This is a genomic window from Amycolatopsis sp. lyj-84 (genome assembly GCF_046549075.1).
In the GTDB taxonomy this organism is placed as follows: Bacteria; Actinomycetota; Actinomycetes; order Mycobacteriales; family Pseudonocardiaceae; genus Amycolatopsis.
In genome coordinates, this window is sequence record NZ_JAJPWO010000002.1 from 457,712 (window position 1) to 476,369 (window position 18,658).

An 18,658-nucleotide genomic window follows, 5' to 3' on the forward strand; every position below is an offset into this window, starting at 1 on the left:
GGACGGGTACCTCTGACTGGGCGAACATCGCCCTGAAGTCTATGTCGCGCGCTGACGGAAACATTCCGCAGGGCGCGGCACCGCTGTCACGTCACCCCGAGCACGGAGGGCGCCCTGCAAAATGTTTCCGTGGCCTCCGGCCGAAAGAGGCGCGCGACGGTGAAGTCTCCCGTCGCGCTGACGCGCTCCCGGGAGACATACTGCCGGTCGCTCTGGCAGCGTCGTCGGTCACTACCCGCGTGGCCAGGGCAGGACGACGGCCGCCGAGCCGCCACCCCGCCGGGTCGGTTCGGCGGCGGCGAGCCACCGGCCGTCCCGCAGCCGTTCGACGCCGGTCGCGGCCCCGATCTCCGCGGGCGCCGTCGAGAAGCCCTGCTGCTTGCCCTTCAGGATCGCGAGCACGTCGGCCTGGTCGAGGAACGACTGCTCGACCTGCGCGGCCGCCGAGTTCCGCTGCGACGCGCGCGGCTCGGCGATCGCGTCGACCAGCTTCAGGCCGCGGTCGATCCGGCCGGTGAGGATCTGCAGCACGGTGGTGATGATCGACGCCCCACCGGGTGAACCGACCGCGAGCAGCGGCTTGCCGTGGTCGAGCACGATGGTCGGCGCCATCGAAGACCGCGGCCGCTTGGCCGGGCCCGGCAGGTTCGGGTCGGGCACGCCCGGCGTCACCGGGGTGAAGGAGAAGTCGGTCAGTTCGTTGTTGAGCAGGAACCCGCGGCCCGGCACGACGATGCCGCTGCCGCCCTCCTGCTCGATGGTCAGCGTGTAGGCGACGACGTTGCCCCACCGGTCGGCGACCGTGAGGTGGGTGGTGTTCTCACCCTCGTACGGCGTCGGCGCGGAGTTCGTCCCCGCGACACACGGCACCGGCTTGCGCGGGTCGGCGGGCGCGACCGGGCTCGTCCCGGCCTTCGCGGGGTCGATCAGGCACGCGCGGCTGTCGGCGAACTTCTGGCTGATCAGTTCCTTCGCCGGGACGTCCACGAAGGCCGGGTCGCCGATCCACCGGTTGCGGTCGGCGAAGGCGTAGCGGGTCGACTCGAGGAAGTAGTGCAGGTAGTCGGCCTTCTCCAGCTTGCTCAGCTTCTTGTTCTCGAGGATGTTCAGCGCCTCGCCGACGGTCAGCCCGCCGGACGACGGAGCGGGCATGCCGTAGACGTCGAGTCCCCGGTACTCGGTCTTGGTCGGCTTCCGCTCGACGACGCGGTACTTGGCGAGGTCGGCCGCGGTCAGGTCACCGGGCCGCACGTTCAGCGCCGAGGCCGGGTCGACCGGCGGTTTCCGCACGGTGTCGACGACGTCCGCGCCGATCGGCCCGCGATAGAGCGCGTCGGTGCCCTTCGCGGCGAGTTGCGCGTACGTGCCCGCGAGGTCCGGATTCTTGAACGTCGTGCCGACCGCGGGCGGCGCCCCGCCGGGCAGGTACAGCGACCGGGTGGACGGGAACGCCGAGAAGCGGGCGGCGTTGTTGGAGATCTGGGTATTGAAGGTCTGATCGACGGTGAAACCCTTGCGAGCCAGTTCTTCGGCGGGTTTGACCGCCTTCGCCAGCGACTTGGTCCCCCATTTGCGCAGGGCTTCCTGCCAGGTGGCGGGCGTGCCGGGCACCCCGACGCTCAACCCGCTGGTGACGGCCTCGGCGAACGGGACCGCCTTGCCGTTCTCGACGAAGAGGTTCTCGTTCGCCGACGACGGCGCGGTCTCACGGCCGTCGAGGGTGTGGACCTTGCCGCTGCGCGCGTCGTAGTAGACGAAGAAGCCGCCACCGCCGACACCGGCGGAGAAGGGGTCGGTGACGCCCAGCGCGGCGGCGGTCGCGACGGCCGCGTCGACGGCGTTGCCGCCCTCGCGCAGGATCTTCGTGCCGATCGCGGTCGCGTCGACGTCGATACTCGAGACGGCTCCCAGGTAGCCGACGGCGACCGGCGATTTCGGCGGCGTCGGTGGACCCGCCGAGGCGATCCCCGGTGCGGCGACACCGACCAGGGCGGCTATCGCGGTGACTGCGGTGATGCGTACCGGAGTGCTTCTGTGCGCGGCCATGGCGCGAGTCTGCCTCGCCTGTCCACCCCGGACAAGACCCGTCCAGACCTGCGAACGTCGGTAGTGCGGCCCTGCCCGGATGAGCAGAATGCGGTCCATGAAGACTCCCGGCAAGCGATGGAGCGCGCTCCTGCCGCTGCTCGTCGCTCTCCCCGTCCTCGCGGTCCCCGGCGTCGCGCAAGCCGAAAGCGCACGTGGCTGCTTCGACGACTTGGCGGCGATCACCGTCGAGGAGAAGCGGCTGACCGCGACGATGCCCTCGGGCGGCCCCGCGGTCGGCCCGGAACTCGTCCGGCTCGCCGGATTCGACAAGCTCGTCTCCGAATTCACGACGCGCCTCTGCGCGACGAAGACCGCTTCGCGCGCGGAGAAGCTCGCGGAGACCGCCGGTGACGGGCTCTGGCGGACAGCCGTCGACCGCGCGCAGGGCCGCCGTCCCGATCTCGGCGGCATCGACAAGGCCGACGACCGGCCCCTGTACTGGGCGCGCCTGCAGATGAGCAAGGCGCTGCGCCAGTGGACGCCGCGCTTCCCGCTGTCGGCCCCCGCCCGGGCGGACCTGCTGAAGACGTTCGACGTCGGCGCCCGCGGCCTCGACGACTCCCGCTTCCCCGCCGGTCCGAAGCTGCGCCGGGTGCTGGTGAGCGGATTCGACCCGTTCACCCTCAACGGCGCGGGCGTCCGCATCGCGAACCCGTCGGGCGCGGCGGCGCTGCACCTGGACGGCAAGGTGATCCAGACGCCGACCGGTCCCGCGCTGGTGCAGGCCGTGTCGTTCCCGGTGGTGTGGAGCTACTTCGACGCCGGGATCGTCGAGGCGGCGTACGGCAAGGCCTTCAAGGACCGCTTCCGCCGTCCGGAACTGATCATGACGATCAGCCAGGGCCGTCCCGGCCGGTTCGACATCGAGCGCTGGGCCGGCGCCTGGCGCGGTGGTTCGCCGGACAACCTCGACGAGCCCGTCCGCGGCCCGGTCCCGCCCGCCGCCGGCTGGCCGCAGCCGGACGCCCAGTTCATCGAAACCACGCTGCCGTACGAAAAGATGCTCGCCGCGCCCGCCGGGGCGTACCAGGTCTTGTACAACCAGGCGTTCTGCGTCTGGCCGGACAGTGGCCTGCCGGGAACCGGAACGGCCGTTTGCCGGACGGACGCGCCGAAGCCCGGCGAGATCGCGGCTTCCGGCGGCGGCGGAAATTATCTTTCGAACGAGTCCATGTTCAGAAGTAACCGGTTGCGGACGGGACTCGGCCTGACCGGGATCGCCGGTGGACATCTGCACACGCCCGTGCTCGGCACTCCGGCCGATCCGGCGGCCCTGACCGACGCCGATTTCGAGGCGCGGCGGGCGGCGATCTCGTCGCAGATCGTCTCCCTGCTCACGGCCGCCCTCGGCGGCTCCGCCACGAAGCCCGCTACGCCTGCTCCGGGCGCTTCGCCCCGCGCCGACGTCCTCGCGACCCCCGGCACGACCCTCTAGCCCAGGCAATTCGTCCTCTAGTTGCGGTGGTTCAGCGTCGAACTACCGCAACTAGAGGACGAAACGCGGGCGAGCGGAGGGCTAGATGAGTTCGAGCGGGTCGAGCTGGATCCGGATGGGTTCGGGGGCCTTGCGCGCGTCCCGTCGCGCGGCGGCGGCGTGGACGGCGGCGGCGAGCGCCTTCCCGTCCGGGCGCGCGACGCGGACCAGTGCCCGCTCACGTTCGGCGTTGCCGTCCTCGTCGACTTCGCCGAGCGGCACCGGGCCCAGCACCTCGCCCGTCTCCGGCAGGGGGAGGTCGTCGAGCAACCCGGCGACCGCGTCCGGGGTGCCTTCGATACTCGCCATCCGCATCGCGGGCGGGAAGCCGAGTTCGCGCCGCTCGGCCAGTTCCAGGCTCGCGTGCCAGCCCGGGTCCCAGCGCACCAGCGCCTGCACGACCGAGAGACCCGCTTCCGCGCCGACGAACACGCGACCGCCTTCGGTCCCTGGCCGCACCAGGGCCGCGGCCGCCATCCAGCGGCGCAGGGTCTCCTCCCCCGCGCGCAGATCCTGCCGCCCCAGCAACGCCCAGCCGTCCAGCAGCAGCGCCGCGCCGTAGCCGCCCTCCGCGACCGGCTCGGCCCCGGGCGTGCACACGATCAGCGCCGGTTTTCCGGGCACCGACGGCAAAACCTCCGTCGCGCCCGAGGTCCGCACCGGGAATCCGGAGAACGCGCGGCCCAGTTCCTCCGCGGTCCGCTTGGAACCGACGACGACCGCTCGCAGGCGGACGGAACCGCAAGCGGCGCAATGGAAGTTCGTCTCGGGGACACCGCACCACCGGCAGGCGGGCGGCCTCGGCGCGCCGTCGATCAGCCCGCCCGGCAAGGAAAGCGGGCCCGCGCAGCGACGGCAGTGCGCGGACGTCCGGCAGTTGCCGCAGGCGAGCCCCGGAACGTACCCGCGACGCGGAACCTGGACCAGGACGGGGAATCCGCCCGCCAACGACTGCCGCGCCGCCTCGAAGGCGACCGACGGGAGCCGTGCCGCCTTCGCCGCTTCGTCCCGGGCGACGTCGAAGTCCTCGCCGACCGGCGTGACCCGCGGCGCGGCCGCCCGCAGTTCGGGACGGGCCGCCGAGAGCGGCTGCGCCCAGCCCGACTCCACCAGGAACTGCGCCTCCGCGGTCCGCGCGAAACCGGCGACGAGCATGGACCCCTTCGCGGCGTGCGCGCGGTCCATCAGCACGTCGCGGACGTGCGGATACGGCGCGTGCTGGTCGAGGTGGACGTCGTCGCCGTCGTCCCACACCACGAACAGGCCGGGATCGGCGACCGGCGCGAACATCGCCGCGCGGGTGCCGACGACGACGCGCACCGCGCCGCGCAGCACCGCGAGCCAGCGGCGGTACCGCTCGGCGGGGCCCAGCCCGGCGATCAGCGCGACCACGGACTCGGCTCCCATCAGCTGGGAACAGGCGTCGTGCAGCCGCGTGAGATCACGGTGGTCGGGAACGACCATCACGACACCGCGTCCGGCCGCGGCCGCCACCGCGGCGGCTTCGGCGAGCCGTCGCGGCCAGTCCTCCCCCGGCAAGGCCTGCCAGACGGCGTTGGCCGGGCGCCGTTCCGCGACGGCCTCCAGGAACGCCGGACCGCTCTGGTACTTCTCCCAGGCGGTGGTTTCGGGCGCCTCCGGCGTCGGCGCGGGCCCGGCGGACGGCTCGCCCTCGACTTTCGCGTGCCTCGACGGGATCGCCAGCCGCAGGACGTCGCTGAGCGTGCCGCCGTACCGGTCCGCGACCGACCGGCAGAGCGTGTGCAACGCCGGGGGCAGGACGGCCTCGCTGGACGTCACCCTGTCGATGTACGCCAGCTTGCCGGTGAACTCCGTCGTGTCGGCGCGCTCGACGAGATACCCGTCGACGAGCTGGCCCGCGAACCGGACGCGCACCCGGCAGCCGGGCACCGCGGTCTCGTGCAGCTTCTCGGGGATCCGGTAGTCGAAGGTCCGGTCGAGATGCGTGAGCGGGATGTCCACGACGATCCGCGCGACCGGGTTCTCGGGCGCGGGGTTCTGCGCTCCGCGGCGGCTGGCGGTTTTCGCGCGGGACGGTTTGGCCTTCCGCGCCGGCTCGGCCTTCGGAGGCTCCGGAAGGTCCCACAGAGGGGTCGGTTCGGAACTGCTGCTCACCCGGTGATCTCTACCAGACTCGCTCGGACACGCCAGTCACCGCGTGCAATGAACGGGACTTTCATTGCAAAATTTGCAATGAAAGTCCCGTTCATTGCACGGGGTGCTGGACGCGTCTCGCTGCTGAGCCGCGTGAAGGACCCCTTCATGTAGCTCCGGTACCGCCCAGGCCGGAGACGTAGTGGAGGCCTCCTTCCCTACCCTCAAGGTAGGCAAGGAGGCCTTCACGGACCGAAGCGATCAGGCGCCCGCGGCCGACTTCAGGTCCGCGGCCCGTGCCGTGCTCTCCCACGGGAGACCCAGCTCGGGACGGCCGAAGTGGCCGTACGCGGCCGTCGGCGCGTAGATCGGGCGAAGCAGGTCGAGGTCGCGGATGATCGCGGCCGGGCGCAGGTCGAAGACCTGCGTGATGGCGCTCTGGATCTTCGACGGGTCGACCGTCTCGGTGCCGAACGTCTCGACGAAGAGGCCCACCGGGGCCGCCTTGCCGATTGCGTACGCGACCTGGACCTCGGCGCGCGTGGCGAGACCGGCGGCGATGACGTTCTTCGCCACCCAGCGCATCGCGTACGCGGCCGAGCGGTCGACCTTGGACGGGTCCTTGCCGGAGAACGCGCCGCCACCGTGACGGGCCATGCCGCCGTAGGTGTCGACGATGATCTTGCGGCCGGTCAGGCCGGCGTCACCCATCGGGCCGCCGATGACGAAGCGGCCGGTCGGGTTGACCAGCAGCCGCACGTTGGAGGTGTCGAGACCGAGTTCGGCGAGCTCCGGGGCGACCACGTGCTCGCGGACGTCGACGCCGAGCATCTGCTCCAGGTCGATGCCGTCCGCGTGCTGGGTGGACACGACCACCGTGTCGAGCCGCACCGGCTGGTCGCCGGCGTACTCGATGGTGACCTGGGTCTTGCCGTCCGGGCGCAGGTACGGCAGCACGCCGTCCTTGCGGACCCGGGTCAGCCGCTGCGAGAGCCGGTGCGCCAGCGCGATCGGCAGCGGCATCAGCTCGGGGGTGTCCGAGCAGGCGTAGCCGAACATCAGGCCCTGGTCGCCGGCGCCCTGGCGGTTGATCTCGTCCTCGTCGGACTCGACGCGGGACTCGTACGCGGTGTCGACACCCTGCGCGATGTCGGGCGACTGCGAGCCGATCGCGACGTTGACGCCGCACGAGTTGCCGTCGAAGCCCTTGGCCGAAGAGTCGTAGCCGATCTTCAGGATCACGTCGCGGACGATGGTCGGGATGTCCGCGTAGGCCTCGGTGGTCACCTCACCGGCGACGTGCACCTGTCCGGTGGTGATGAGCGTTTCGACCGCGACCCGGCTGCGCGGGTCCTTGGCCAGCAAGCCGTCCAAGATCGAATCGCTGATGGCATCACAGATTTTGTCGGGATGACCCTCAGTCACCGATTCCGATGTGAACAGTCTGCTCGTGGACGCGGTCACGGTGGCCGTCACTCCCTCACCTAGACGTCTGGTGCCCACAAAGTTAGGCACCCCCAGCTTGATGCTCAAGCCTACTGACTATCGGTGAAAGGCCTCTCAACGCTTCATCAAGGTCACAACAGCGTCCCACAATGTGGACGCCAGCTCGGCCTTGGCGCCGAGCGGGATCGGGATCTCGGTCCCGTCCGCCCCGAGCAGCCAGCCCGAGTTGTCCTCGGTCCCGAACGCCTTTCCCTCGCCGACGGCGTTCACCACCAGCAGGTCCGCGCCCTTGCGCTTCAGCTTGACCCGGGCGTGGTCGAGGACGCCGCCCTTGTCGTCGCCGGTTTCCGCGGCGAATCCCACGACCAGCTGGCCGTCGATCCGGTTGCGCACCAGTTCGGCCAGGATGTCCGCGTTCCGGGCCAGTTCGACGACCGGGTCCGGCGAATCGTCGGACTTCTTGATCTTGTGTTCGGCCCGGTTCGACGGCCGGAAATCGGCGACGGCGGCGGCCATCACGACGACGTCGGCGGACGTGGCCTCGGCGTGCATCGCCTGGCGCAGTTCCTCGGCGGTGGACACCTGGACGACCTTCGCTCCCGCCGGATCCGGCAGCGCGATGGTGTGCGCGGTGACCAGGGTGACCTCGGCGCCGCGCTGGGCGGCGACGCGGGCCAGCGCGTAGCCCTGTTTGCCCGACGAACGGTTGCCCAGATAGCGGACCGGGTCGAGCGGCTCGCGGGTGCCGCCCGCGGAAATCGCCACGCGCACGCCTTCGAGGTCGCGCGGGAGGGCGTCCGGCACGGCGAGCAGGAGCCGGGCCAGGTCGACGATCTCGGCCGGGTCGGCGAGCCGTCCCTTGCCGGTGTCCTTGCCGGTCAGCCTGCCCGCGGCGGGTTCGGCGACGACCAGGCCGCGCGAGCGCAGCAGCGCCACGTTGTCACGGGTGGCCGGGTGCTCCCACATCTCGGTGTGCATCGCCGGGAAGAAGGCGACCGGGCACCGGGCGGTGAGCAGGGTGTTCGTCAGCAGGTCGTCCGCGATGCCGTGCGCGGCCTTGGCGAGCAGGTTCGCCGTGGCGGGCACGACGATCACCAGATCGGCTTCCTTGCCGACGCGGACGTGCTGGACCTCGGGCACTTCGGTGAAGACGCCGGTGTGCACCGGGTTCCCGGACAGTGCCTCGAAGGTGGCCGCGCCGACGAAGTTCAGCGCGGCTTCGGTGGGGACCACGCGGACGTCGTGACCGGATTCGGTCAGTCCGCGCAGGACCTCACAGGCCTTGTAAGCGGCGATCCCGCCGCCTACGCCCAGGACGACCTTGGGTTTACTCACCCTCGGTGTGCTCGAGCAGGCCACCGTGGATCTCGCGCAGGGCGATGGACAGCGGCTTCTCGCGCGGGCCCGGCTCGACCAGCGGGCCGACGTACTCCAGCAGGCCCTCGCCCAGCTGGGCGTAGTAGTCGTTGATCTGGCGAGCGCGCTTGGCCGAGTAGATCACCAGCGCGTACTTCGAGCTGACCTTCTCGAGGAGGTCGTCGATGGGCGGGTTGGTGATGCCTTCGAGCTCTTCGTGCAGCGTGGCCTGAGTCGTCACTCGTGGTGCTCCGAATCTTCGGTGTTACTGGTCGCCGGTTATCAAGTTTAGCAACTGCTCGGCGGCGTCTCGCACGTCGGCGTTGACGACGCGCTCGTCGAACTCCCCGGCGGCGGCGAGTTCGCGCTCGGCCTCGGTCAGCCTGGCCTTCACCGCGGCCTCGTTCTCGGTGCCGCGGCCGGTCAGCCTGCCGACCAGTTCGTCCCACGACGGCGGCATCAGCATCACCAGCCGCGCCTCCGGCATCGCCTTGCGGACCTGCCGCGCGCCCTGGAGTTCGATCTCCAGCACGGCGTTGCGCCCGGCGGCCAAAGCCCGCTCGACGGGCTCACGCGGGGTGCCGTAGCAGTTGCCGGTGAACTCGGCGTGCTCCAGCAGCTCGCCCGCGGCGACCATGCGGTCGAACTCGGCGCGGTCGATGAAGTGGTAGTGCTCGCCGTCCACCTCACCCGGCCTCGGCTTCCTGGTGGTCACCGAGACGCTGAAATAGATCTCCGGATCCAGCTTGCGCAGCTCCCCCGCCACGCTCGACTTCCCGACCCCCGAAGGCCCTGATACGACCGTGAGCCGGTGCCGGGAAGAAACTCCCGCCACCGGCTCACCGCCGCGGTCAGCGCCCGGGATCACCGGGTGGTCCTGACCGGTGCCGCTCACTCGCCGCTGAATTCGGCCAGCAGCGCCTTGCGCTGCCGGTCGCCGAGGCCGCGAAGACGACGGCTGGGTGCGATCTCCAGTCGTTCCATGGTCTGCTGGGCACGGACCTTGCCGACGCCCGGAAGAGCCTCGAGCAGAGCCGAGACCTTCATCTTGCCGAGGACTTCGTTCTCCTCGGCCTGCTTCAACACGTCGACCAGAGTGGTACCGCCCCGCTTCAGCCGCTCCTTCAGCTCAGCACGGATGCGGCGGGCGGCGGCGGCCTTCTCCAGCGCCGCAGCGCGCTGTTCCTCTGTCAGCTGGGGAAGTGCCACGTTTTCCTCCGGTAGTTCTCAAATCTGGGTGGGTGTGGCGACGGTACCCACCCGTTACCTCGGCCCACAATGCGGGGGTGGCCGGTCATGACGGATTCCCGGGCCTGCTATTGGCCGTTTTCCAGGGAACCGAGGGAATCCCGTGTCCTCCGAACGGCCGCACGCAACGCTTCGGGATCCGGCCCGTGCTTGAGGACGTCGCGGGACGACGCGGGGAGCACACCCGGCAGTCCGGGGCCGAAAAGTGCCCGCAAATCGGCCGGAGTGGCCCCCTGAGCCCCGAAACCGGGTGCCAGCACGGGACCGTTCAACTCGCTCAGATCGAGCTCTCCCGGCGCGATGGTGGCGCCGACGACGACACCGATGTCACCCAGCGGCCCGGCACCGGCGTTGTGCGCGGCCGCCGTGTCGACGATGTCCTGCGCGACGGTCTTTCCGTTGGGCAGCAAGGCGTTCTGCAGTCCCTGCGCCTCCGGATTGGAGGTCCGCGCGAGGACGAACAGCCCCTTGCCTTGCGCCTGCGCAACGTCGATCGCGGGGGCCAGCGAGCCGAAGCCGAGGTATGGGGAAACCGTTATGGCGTCGGCCTCGAGTTCCGCCCCGGACGGCAGGAAGGCCGCCGTGTACGCCGCCATCGTGGAGCCGATGTCGCCGCGCTTGACGTCCAGCAGGACGAGCGCGCCCGCTTCCCGGCACACCTTCATCGTCTTGGCCAGAACAGCGACCCCAGGAGGCCCGTAGGCCTCGAAAAAGGCCGACTGGGGCTTGATCACCGCGACCTCGGGCGCGAGCGTCTCAGCGGCCGTGAGGGCGAACTTCTCCAAACCGCCCGCGTCCGCGGGAAGACCCCACGCCTGGAGCAACCCGGGATGGGGGTCGATCCCGGCGCAGAGCGGCCCCTTCTCCGCGACCGCCCGCGCCAGCCTCGCCCCGAACCGCTCGCTCATGCCTTGGCCTTCAGCGCCGCCTGAAGGCTCTGCAGCGAGCGGACGCCGATGTCGCCCTTGATGACGGCCTCTATCCCGTGCACGGCCGCCGCGGCGCCCTGCACCGTGGTGATGCAGGGGATGTCCCGCGACACCGCGGCGGTACGGATTTCGTAGCCGTCGATGCGCGGACCACTGTTCCCGTAGGGAGTGTTGATCACCATCTGCACTTCGCCGCTGAGGATGACATCCACGACGTTCTGCTCGCCTTCGGCGGAACCTTCGTAGTGCTTGCGCACGACGGTGCAGGCGATCCCGTTGCGCCGCAACACTTCCGCCGTACCCGAGGTGGCGAGGATCTCGAACCCGAGGTCCGCCAGCCGCTTCACCGGGAACACCAGCGAGCGCTTGTCGCGGTTGGCGACGGAGACGAACACCTTGCCCGACGTCGGCAGCGAACCGTAGGCCCCGGCCTGGGACTTGGCGAACGCCTTCCCGAAGGAGACGTCGACGCCCATGACCTCGCCGGTCGACTTCATCTCCGGACCGAGCAGCGAGTCGACCCCGTGGCCCTCGGGCGTGCGGAAGCGGTGGAACGGCAGGACCGCCTCCTTGACCGCGACCGGCGAATCGGCGGGCATGTGGCCCCCGTCACCCTCGGCCGGGAGGACGCCGGACTCGCGCAGGTCCTTGATCGACGAGCCGGTCATGATCAGCGCCGCGGCCTTGGCCAGCGGCACCGCGGTCGCCTTCGACACGAACGGCACCGTCCGCGAGGCGCGCGGGTTGGCCTCCAGGACGTACAGGACGTCGTCCTTGAGCGCGTACTGGACGTTCAGGAGCCCGCGGACGCCGACGCCGCGCGCGATGGCCTCGGTCGACCGGCGCACCGTCTCGATGTCGGTCCGGCCCAGCGTGATCGGCGGCAGCGCGCAGGAGGAGTCGCCGGAGTGGATCCCGGCCTCCTCGATGTGCTCCATGACGCCGCCGAGGAAGAGGTCGTCGCCGTCGAACAGCGCGTCGACGTCGATCTCGATGGCGTCGTCGAGGAAGCGGTCCACCAGCACCGGGTGCTCGGGGGTGACCTCGGTGGCGCGGTGGATGTAGCCGGCGAGCGACTCCTCGTCGTAGACGATCTCCATGCCGCGTCCGCCCAGTACGTAGGACGGCCGCACCAGGACCGGGTAGCCGATCTTGTCGGCGATCCGCTTGGCGCCCTCGAACGAGGTCGCCGTGCCGTACTTCGGCGCGGGCAGCCCGGCGTCGGTGAGGACCTCGCCGAACGCGCCGCGGTCCTCGGCGAGGTGGATCGCGTCCGGGGAGGTGCCGATCACGGGCACGCCGGCGTCGGCGAGGCGCTTCGCGAGCGAAAGCGGCGTCTGGCCGCCCAGCTGCACGATGACCCCGGCGACGGTGCCCGACTCCTGCTCGGCGTTGACCACTTCCAGGACGTCCTCGAACGAGAGCGGCTCGAAGTAGAGCCTGTCCGAGGTGTCGTAGTCGGTGGAGACGGTCTCGGGGTTGCAGTTGACCATGACCGCTTCGAAACCGGCCTCGCGCAGGGCGATCGCGGCGTGCACGCACGAGTAGTCGAACTCGATGCCCTGCCCGATGCGGTTCGGCCCGGAACCGAGGATCAGGACCTTCGGCTTCTCGGTTTGCGCGGTGATCTCCGACTGCGCCGCGGGATCGGTCTCGTAGGCCGAGTAGTGGTACGGCGTCTTGGCCGCGAACTCGGCCGCGCAGGTGTCGACGGTCTTGTACACCGGCCGCACGCCGAGACGGCGGCGCAGCGCGCGGACGCCGTCCTCACCCGCCAGTTCAGGCCGCAGCGCGGCGATCTGGCGGTCGGAGAGGCCGGTGCGCTTGGCGCGGCGCAGCAGCGGCTCGTCGAGCACCTGGGCGTCACGGACCTCGGAACCGACCTCGCCGATGAGGGCGATCTGGTCGATGAACCACGGGTCGATGCCCGAAGCCTCGTGGATCTGCTCGACGGTGCCGCCGAACCGCAGCGCCCGCTCGACCTCGTAGATCCGGCCGTCGTGCGGCGTGCGCAGGGCGTCCAAAATGGACTCCAGCGTCGCGCCTTCGGGATCGGGGCGGGTCCAGAAACCGGTGGCCTTGGTGTCGATGGACCGCAGGGCCTTGCCGAGCGCCTCGGGGAAGCTGCGGCCGAACGACATCGCCTCGCCGACGCTCTTCATCGTCGTGGTCAGCGTGGGGTCCGCGCCGGGGAACTTCTCGAAGGCGAACCGCGGCACCTTCACCACGACGTAGTCCAGGGTCGGCTCGAAGGCCGCCGGGGTCTCGCCGGTGATGTCGTTGCGGATCTCGTCGAGCGTGTAGCCGATGGCGAGCTTCGCGGCGATCTTGGCGATCGGGAAGCCGGTGGCCTTCGACGCCAGCGCGCTCGACCGGGAGACGCGCGGGTTCATCTCGATGACGACCATGCGGCCGTCGGCCGGGTTGATCGCGAACTGGATGTTGCAGCCGCCGGTGTCGACACCGACCGCGCGCAGCACGTCGATGCCGACGTCGCGCATGTGCTGGTACTCGCGGTCGGTCAGGGTCATCGCGGGCGCGACGGTGACCGAGTCGCCGGTGTGCACGCCCATCGCGTCGATGTTCTCGATCGAGCAGACGACCACCACGTTGTCGTGCCGGTCGCGCATGAGCTCGAGTTCGAACTCCTTCCAGCCGAGGACGCTCTCCTCGATGAGCACCTCGGTGACCGGCGACTCGTCGAGACCGGTGGAAGCGAGCCGCTCCAGCTCCTCGTCGGTGTGCGCCATGCCCGAGCCGAGCCCGCCCATGGTGAACGACGGCCGGATGACGACCGGGAGGCCGACCTCGGCGACGGTCGCGCGGACCTCGTCCATCGTGGTGCAGACGCGGCTGCGCGGGGTCTCGGCGCCGATGTCGGCGACGATGTTCTTGAACTTCTGCCGGTCCTCGCCGCGCTGGATGGCGTCGATGTCGGCACCGATCAGCTCGACGCCGTACTTCTCCAGGACACCGCGGTCGTGCAGGGCGACAGCGCAGTTCAGCGCCGTCTGCCCGCCCAGCGTCGCGAGGATCGCGTCGGGGCGCTCCTCGGCGATGACCTTCTCGACGAAGTCCGGCGTGACCGGCTCGATGTAGGTCGCGTCGGCGAACTCGGGGTCGGTCATGATGGTCGCCGGGTTCGAGTTCACCAGCGAGACGCGCAGTCCCTCTTCGCGGAGTACGCGGCAGGCCTGGGTGCCGGAGTAGTCGAACTCCGCCGCCTGGCCGATCACGATCGGCCCGGAGCCGATCACCAGCACGTGCTGGATGTCTGTCCTCTTCGGCATTACTTGGCCTTCTCCATCAAAGCGACGAACTCATCGAACAGGGGGGCCGCGTCGTGCGGGCCGGCGGCGGCCTCGGGGTGGTACTGCACCGAGAACGCGGGGACGTCGAACGCGCGGACACCTTCGACGGTGTCGTCGTTCGGGCAGTAGTGCGAGATCTGCGCGGCGCCGAACGGCGTCTCGAACCGCTGTCCCGGCTCGCCTTCGAGGGCGAATCCGTGGTTCTGCGCGGTGATCGCGACCCGTTTCGTCGCCACGTCGATCACCGGGATGTTGATCCCGCGGTGGCCGTAGCGCATCTTGTAGGTGCCCAGCCCCAGCGCGCGGCCGAGGATCTGGTTGCCGAAGCAGATGCCGAACAGCGGGATTTCCCGCTGCAGCACCGCTTTCGTCAGCTCGGTCGCGTGCGCGGTGGTCGCCGGGTCGCCCGGGCCGTTGGACAGGAACACGCCGTCCGCCTCGACCGCGAGCAGTTCGTCCACAGTGGACGACGAGGGCAGCACGTGCACCTCGATGCCGCGCGCGGCCATCATGCGCGGGGTGTTGGACTTGATGCCCAGGTCCAGCGCGGCCACGCGGAACTTCCGCTCGCCCTGCGCCTCGACCACGTACGCCTGCTTGGTGCTGACCTCGCCGGCGAGGTCGGCGCCCTTCATCTGCGGGCTGCCCTGCACCTCGGCGAGCATCTGCTCGTCGCTGCCCAGCGCGTCACCCGAGAAGACGCCGGACCGCATGGCGCCCTGTTCGCGCAGGTGCCTGGTCAGCGTGCGGGTGTCCACCTCGGAGATCCCGACGACGCCCTGGCGCTCCAGTTCCTCGTCCAGCGTTCGCTTCGAGCGCCAGTTGGACGGGGTGCGCGCGGGGTCGCGGACGACGTAGCCGGAAACCCAGATGCGCGAGGACTCGTCGTCCTCGTCGTTCCAGCCGGTGTTGCCGATCTGCGGCGCGGTCTGGACCACGATCTGCCGGTGGTAGGAGGGGTCGGTCAGCGTCTCCTGGTAGCCGGTCATGCCGGTGCAGAACACCGCCTCGCCCAAGCTCCGCCCACGGGCGCCGTACGCGGAGCCGCGGAACACGCGGCCGTCCTCCAGGACCAGCGCGGCGGGGGTCCTGGAACCGTTCGTGGTGCTCATCAGGCACCTCCCTTGATGTCGTTGCGAGTGTCTTGCAAAGCTTCGATCCACTGTGGATAGTCGTCGACGTCGTCGCCGCGGAATCCGGTGTCCAGTGCGACGTCACCGGCGAGCCAGGTGACGACGAGCAGCGCGTCGATGCCCATCACCTTCCCGGCCATGCCCTTGTCCTTGCGGACGCCGGTGACCGACGCTCGCGGGATCCAGAAGTCCGGGGCGCCGCCGCGTTCGATGGCGATGCCGTCGGCGTGCAGGCGCCAGACCGCGCCGGTGCGCAGGCCCGCGCCGCGGGTGACCACCCGCTCTTGCCAGTGCCCCGCCGTCGTCGTGCTGATGTAGACGCCGGTCGACTCGATCAGCGCGTCGCCTGGTTCGGCCGGGATCTCGGCGAACGGCGGCACCTGGACGCTCTGCGCGCGGGACTTCCGCCGCCAGCCGCGCCACATCAGGAGGACGCAGACGAGGAAGAAGGCGAAGACCGCCAGGGTCAGCAGGATCCGGTCGCTCATGGGGTGATCTTCCCTTCCCGCGCGGTGATCCGCCCGCGCAGCAACGTCGCCGTCACCACGCCGGGGAGCCGCATTCCTTCGTACGGGGTGTTCGCCGCGATACTCGCGAACTCGGCGCCCCGCACGGTCCATTCGGTGTCCGGGTCCACCAGTGTCAGGTTGGCCGGTTCGCCGACCTCGATCGGACGGCCGTGGTCGGACAGGTTCCCGATCTCGGCGGGCCGCTCGCTCATCACGCGCGCGACGCCCCGCCAGTCCAGCAGGCCGGTGCGGACCATGGTCTCGACCACGATCGACAGCGCGGTCTGGAGACCGAGCATGCCGGGGCGCGCGGAGTTCCACTCGCAGTCCTTGTCCTGGACCGCGTGCGGCGCGTGGTCGGTGGCGACGCAGTCGATGACGCCCTCGGCCAGCGCGGCGCGCAGCTTCTCGGCGTCGGGCCCGGTGCGCAGCGGCGGGTTGACCTTGTTGACCGGGTCGTAGGTGGCGAGGCGCTCGTCGGTCAGCAGGAGGTGGTGCGGGGTGACCTCGGCCGAGACCTTGGTGCCGCGCTCCTTGGCCCACTTCAGGATATCGGCCGTGCCCGAGGTCGAGACGTGGCAGACGTGCAGCCGCGCGTTCGCGTGCCGCGCGAGCAGGCAGTCGCGGGCGACGATCGACTCCTCCGCCGAAGCGGGCCAGCCGGTGTAGCCCAGGCGCGCGGAGTGCTCGCCTTCGTGCGCCTGCGCGCCGACGGTCAGCCGGGGCTCCTCGGCGTGCTGGGCGATGACCACACCGAGCGCGGTCGAGTACTCCAGCGCGCGGCGCATCAGCAGCGGGTCCGCGACACACAGGCCGTCGTCGGAGAAGACCTTCACCTGGGCTTCGGACTTCGCCATGGTGCCGAGTTCGGCGAGCTTCTCGCCCTTGAGGCCCACGGTGACCGCGCCGACCGGATGCACGTCGACCAGCCCGGCCTCCTGGCCGCGCCGCCACACGTGGTCGACGATCACCGCGTTGTCGGCCACCGGGTCGGTGTTGGCCATGGCGAACACCGCGGTGTAGCCGCCGAGCGCGGCCGCGGCCGAACCGGTGGCGATGGTCTCGGTGTCCTCGCGGCCGGGTTCACGCAGGTGGGTGTGCAGGTCGACGAAACCGGGGAGCAACACCTGGCCGCCCGCGTCGATCACTTCGGCGTCTGACGTGTCTTCGGGGGTGTCCAGGGCACCGATGTCGGTGATGACCCCGTCCTCGATGAGTACGTCGACCGGGTCGCCCTCGCCGTAGGGTCGGGCGCCCTTGATCAGGACGGTGGTCACGCGGCGGCTCCTTCGCTGGCGAGCAGGTGGTAGAGGACCGCCATGCGCACGTGGACGCCGTTGCGGACCTGTTCGGTGATGGCCGAGGCCGGGGAGTCGGCGACCGCCGAGGCGATCTCCATCCCGCGCAGCATCGGACCGGGGTGCAGGACGACGGCGTGCTCGGGCAGCAGCTTCATCCGCCGCTCGTTGAGGCCGTACGCGATCGAGTACTCACGCGCCGAAGGGAAGAAGCCCCCATGCATGCGCTCGGCCTGCACTCGCAACATCATGACCGCGTCGACCGCGGGCAGTTCGGCGTCGAGTTCGTGCGACACCGTGACCGGGAGGCTTTCCACCCCGGCGGGCAGCAGGGTCGGCGGCGCGACGAGCACCACCTCGGCGCCCAGCGAGGACAGCAGGTGGATGTTCGACCGCGCGACCCGGCTGTGCAGGACGTCGCCGACGATCGCGATGCGGCGGCCTTCCAGCGAACCGAGCCGCTCCCGCAGGGTCGCCGCGTCGAGCAGCGCCTGCGTCGGATGCTCGTGGGTACCGTCACCCGCGTTGACGACCGCCGTTCCCGCTTCGGCGAGCCAGCCCGAAAGCCGCTGTGCCGCACCGGATGCGGGGTGCCGGATGATCACGCAGTCGGCGCCCGCCGCGGCCAGCGTCAGCGCGGTGTCCCGCAGTGATTCGCCCTTGTTGACCGAGGAACTGGACGCGGAGACGTTGATCACGTCGGCGCTCATCCACTTCCCCGCGATCTCGAACGAGACGCGGGTGCGGGTCGAGTTCTCGTAGAACAACGTGATGACGGTGCGGCCGCGCAACGTCGGCAGTTTCCGGACCTCGCGGCCCAGCAGGGTGTGCTTGAGCTCTTCGGCGGTGTCCAGCACGGCTGTCGCGAGCGCCGGGTCGAGCCCGTCGGTGGCGAGCAGGTGCTTCACGATCGGTCTCCTTCTGGTGAAGCGCTCTCATTCAACGACCGGAGCAGCACCGAGTCCCGTCCGTCCACTTCGGACAGCAGGACCTCGATCCCCTCGGCACGCGAGGTGGGCACGTTCTTGCCCACGTAGTCGGCGCGGATCGGCAGTTCGCGATGGCCGCGGTCGACCAGCACGGCCAGCTGGACCGCGCGCGGGCGGCCGTGGTCGCGCAGGGCGTCGAGGGCGGCGCGGACGGTGCGGCCGGAGAACAGCACGTCGTCGACCAGGATCACCACCGCGTCGTCGATACCGGTCGGTGGCAGCTGCGAATGTTCGAGCGCGCGGGGCGGGCGGCGGCGGAGATCATCACGGTAGAGCGTGATGTCCAGCGCGCCGGTCGGCGGACGGATGCCGGAGAACTCGGCGATCTTGTCCGCGAGCCGCAGGGCGAGCGGGGTACCCCGGGTGGGGATGCCCAGCAACACGGGCGGAGTCGAGCCACCGGCACCGAGAGCGGTCTTCTCGATGACCTGGTGGGCCATTCGGGCGATCGTGCGCGCAACATCCCCGGACGAGAGCAGCTCGCGCTCTCCCGCCGGTTCCGCCGCGCCACGGGGACGTGACGACAAGGCGGACCTCCTTCCCCGCCTCTCTGGACGGGTCCTTAAAGGACGTCGACTTCCTGCGTGGCGAGGAAATCGAATCGACACTAGCAGGAGCGGGACCTCAGTCTTATGGGTGGCGCGCCCCAGGTGACGAACGCCTCTCGAAAGCACCCGCTTGACCTGGTGACAACTATGCGTAACCATTACTCTGAGTATTCGACTCTAGAGTCCCCTGGACCGGTCACTTCGACCGGTTGGG

At 70.3% G+C, this 18,658-nt stretch carries 14 protein-coding genes and 1 pseudogene; 1 reads left to right on the forward strand and 14 read right to left on the reverse strand.

Features of this window, described 5'->3' with window-relative positions; translation table 11 throughout:
- Nucleotides 1-231 precede the first annotated feature (231 nt).
- On the reverse strand, nt 232-2,046 hold the full coding sequence (gene ggt, locus ACLJRM_RS07125; protein WP_410662607.1) for a gamma-glutamyltransferase: 1,815 nt from the start codon (nt 2,044-2,046) through the stop codon (nt 232-234).
- Nucleotides 2,047-2,143: 97 nt separating this feature from the next.
- Between ggt and ACLJRM_RS07130 the strand changes: the two genes are divergently transcribed.
- Nucleotides 2,144-3,523 carry a hypothetical protein gene (locus ACLJRM_RS07130; protein WP_410662608.1) on the forward strand — a complete coding sequence of 460 codons (1,380 nt, stop codon included), beginning with the start codon at nt 2,144-2,146 and terminating at the stop codon, nt 3,521-3,523.
- A gap of 81 nt (nt 3,524-3,604) precedes the next feature.
- Here the strand turns inward: ACLJRM_RS07130 and ACLJRM_RS07135 are convergent, their stop codons facing one another.
- The 13 genes and pseudogenes from ACLJRM_RS07135 to pyrR form a co-directional block, all read right to left on the reverse strand.
- Nucleotides 3,605-5,698, reverse strand: a complete 2,094-nt coding sequence (locus ACLJRM_RS07135) for a primosomal protein N' (protein WP_410662609.1) — start codon at nt 5,696-5,698, stop codon at nt 3,605-3,607.
- A 240-nt stretch (nt 5,699-5,938) separates the two neighbouring features.
- Nucleotides 5,939-7,141: a methionine adenosyltransferase gene (gene metK / locus ACLJRM_RS07140; protein ID WP_168214541.1), complete on the reverse strand. Its 1,203-nt coding sequence runs from the start codon at nt 7,139-7,141 to the stop codon at nt 5,939-5,941.
- 96 nt (nt 7,142-7,237) lie between these two features.
- Complete coding sequence (gene coaBC / locus ACLJRM_RS07145) at nt 7,238-8,458, reverse strand: bifunctional phosphopantothenoylcysteine decarboxylase/phosphopantothenate--cysteine ligase CoaBC (RefSeq protein WP_410662610.1); 1,221 nt, start codon at nt 8,456-8,458, stop codon at nt 7,238-7,240.
- Entirely contained in the window at nt 8,451-8,720 is a 270-nt protein-coding gene (gene rpoZ / locus ACLJRM_RS07150) for a DNA-directed RNA polymerase subunit omega (RefSeq protein ID WP_005152353.1), read from the reverse strand. The genes coaBC and rpoZ overlap by 8 nt, the downstream gene beginning before the upstream one ends.
- Nucleotides 8,717-9,374, reverse strand: a pseudogene (gmk, locus tag ACLJRM_RS07155) (guanylate kinase). The gene rpoZ and the pseudogene gmk overlap by 4 nt, the downstream one beginning before the upstream one ends.
- Nucleotides 9,371-9,688, reverse strand: a complete 318-nt coding sequence (mihF, locus tag ACLJRM_RS07160; protein ID WP_003096398.1) for an integration host factor, actinobacterial type — start codon at nt 9,686-9,688, stop codon at nt 9,371-9,373. The pseudogene gmk and the gene mihF overlap by 4 nt, the downstream one beginning before the upstream one ends.
- 107 nt (nt 9,689-9,795) lie before the next feature.
- The gene (gene pyrF, locus ACLJRM_RS07165; protein ID WP_410662611.1) at nt 9,796-10,635 is read right to left on the reverse strand and encodes an orotidine-5'-phosphate decarboxylase; all 840 of its coding nucleotides are present in this window, start codon (nt 10,633-10,635) and stop codon (nt 9,796-9,798) included.
- The gene (gene carB, locus ACLJRM_RS07170; RefSeq protein WP_410662612.1) at nt 10,632-13,946 is read right to left on the reverse strand and encodes a carbamoyl-phosphate synthase large subunit; all 3,315 of its coding nucleotides are present in this window, start codon (nt 13,944-13,946) and stop codon (nt 10,632-10,634) included. The genes pyrF and carB overlap by 4 nt, the downstream gene beginning before the upstream one ends.
- A complete protein-coding gene (carA, locus tag ACLJRM_RS07175; protein WP_101606738.1) occupies nt 13,946-15,079 on the reverse strand; it encodes a glutamine-hydrolyzing carbamoyl-phosphate synthase small subunit in 1,134 nt (377 codons plus the stop codon). The genes carB and carA overlap by 1 nt, the downstream gene beginning before the upstream one ends.
- Nucleotides 15,079-15,588, reverse strand: a complete 510-nt coding sequence (locus ACLJRM_RS07180) for a transporter (RefSeq protein ID WP_101606737.1) — start codon at nt 15,586-15,588, stop codon at nt 15,079-15,081. The genes carA and ACLJRM_RS07180 overlap by 1 nt, the downstream gene beginning before the upstream one ends.
- Nucleotides 15,585-16,886 (reverse strand): dihydroorotase, encoded by a 1,302-nt coding sequence (locus ACLJRM_RS07185; RefSeq protein ID WP_410662613.1) that lies wholly within the window; start codon nt 16,884-16,886, stop codon nt 15,585-15,587. The genes ACLJRM_RS07180 and ACLJRM_RS07185 overlap by 4 nt, the downstream gene beginning before the upstream one ends.
- Nucleotides 16,883-17,815: an aspartate carbamoyltransferase catalytic subunit gene (locus ACLJRM_RS07190; RefSeq protein WP_410662614.1), complete on the reverse strand. Its 933-nt coding sequence runs from the start codon at nt 17,813-17,815 to the stop codon at nt 16,883-16,885. Before ACLJRM_RS07190 ends, ACLJRM_RS07185 begins: the two co-directional genes overlap by 4 nt.
- A complete protein-coding gene (pyrR, locus tag ACLJRM_RS07195) occupies nt 17,812-18,423 on the reverse strand; it encodes a bifunctional pyr operon transcriptional regulator/uracil phosphoribosyltransferase PyrR (protein WP_005152376.1) in 612 nt (203 codons plus the stop codon). Before pyrR ends, ACLJRM_RS07190 begins: the two co-directional genes overlap by 4 nt.
- Nucleotides 18,424-18,658: the final 235 nt, after the last annotated feature.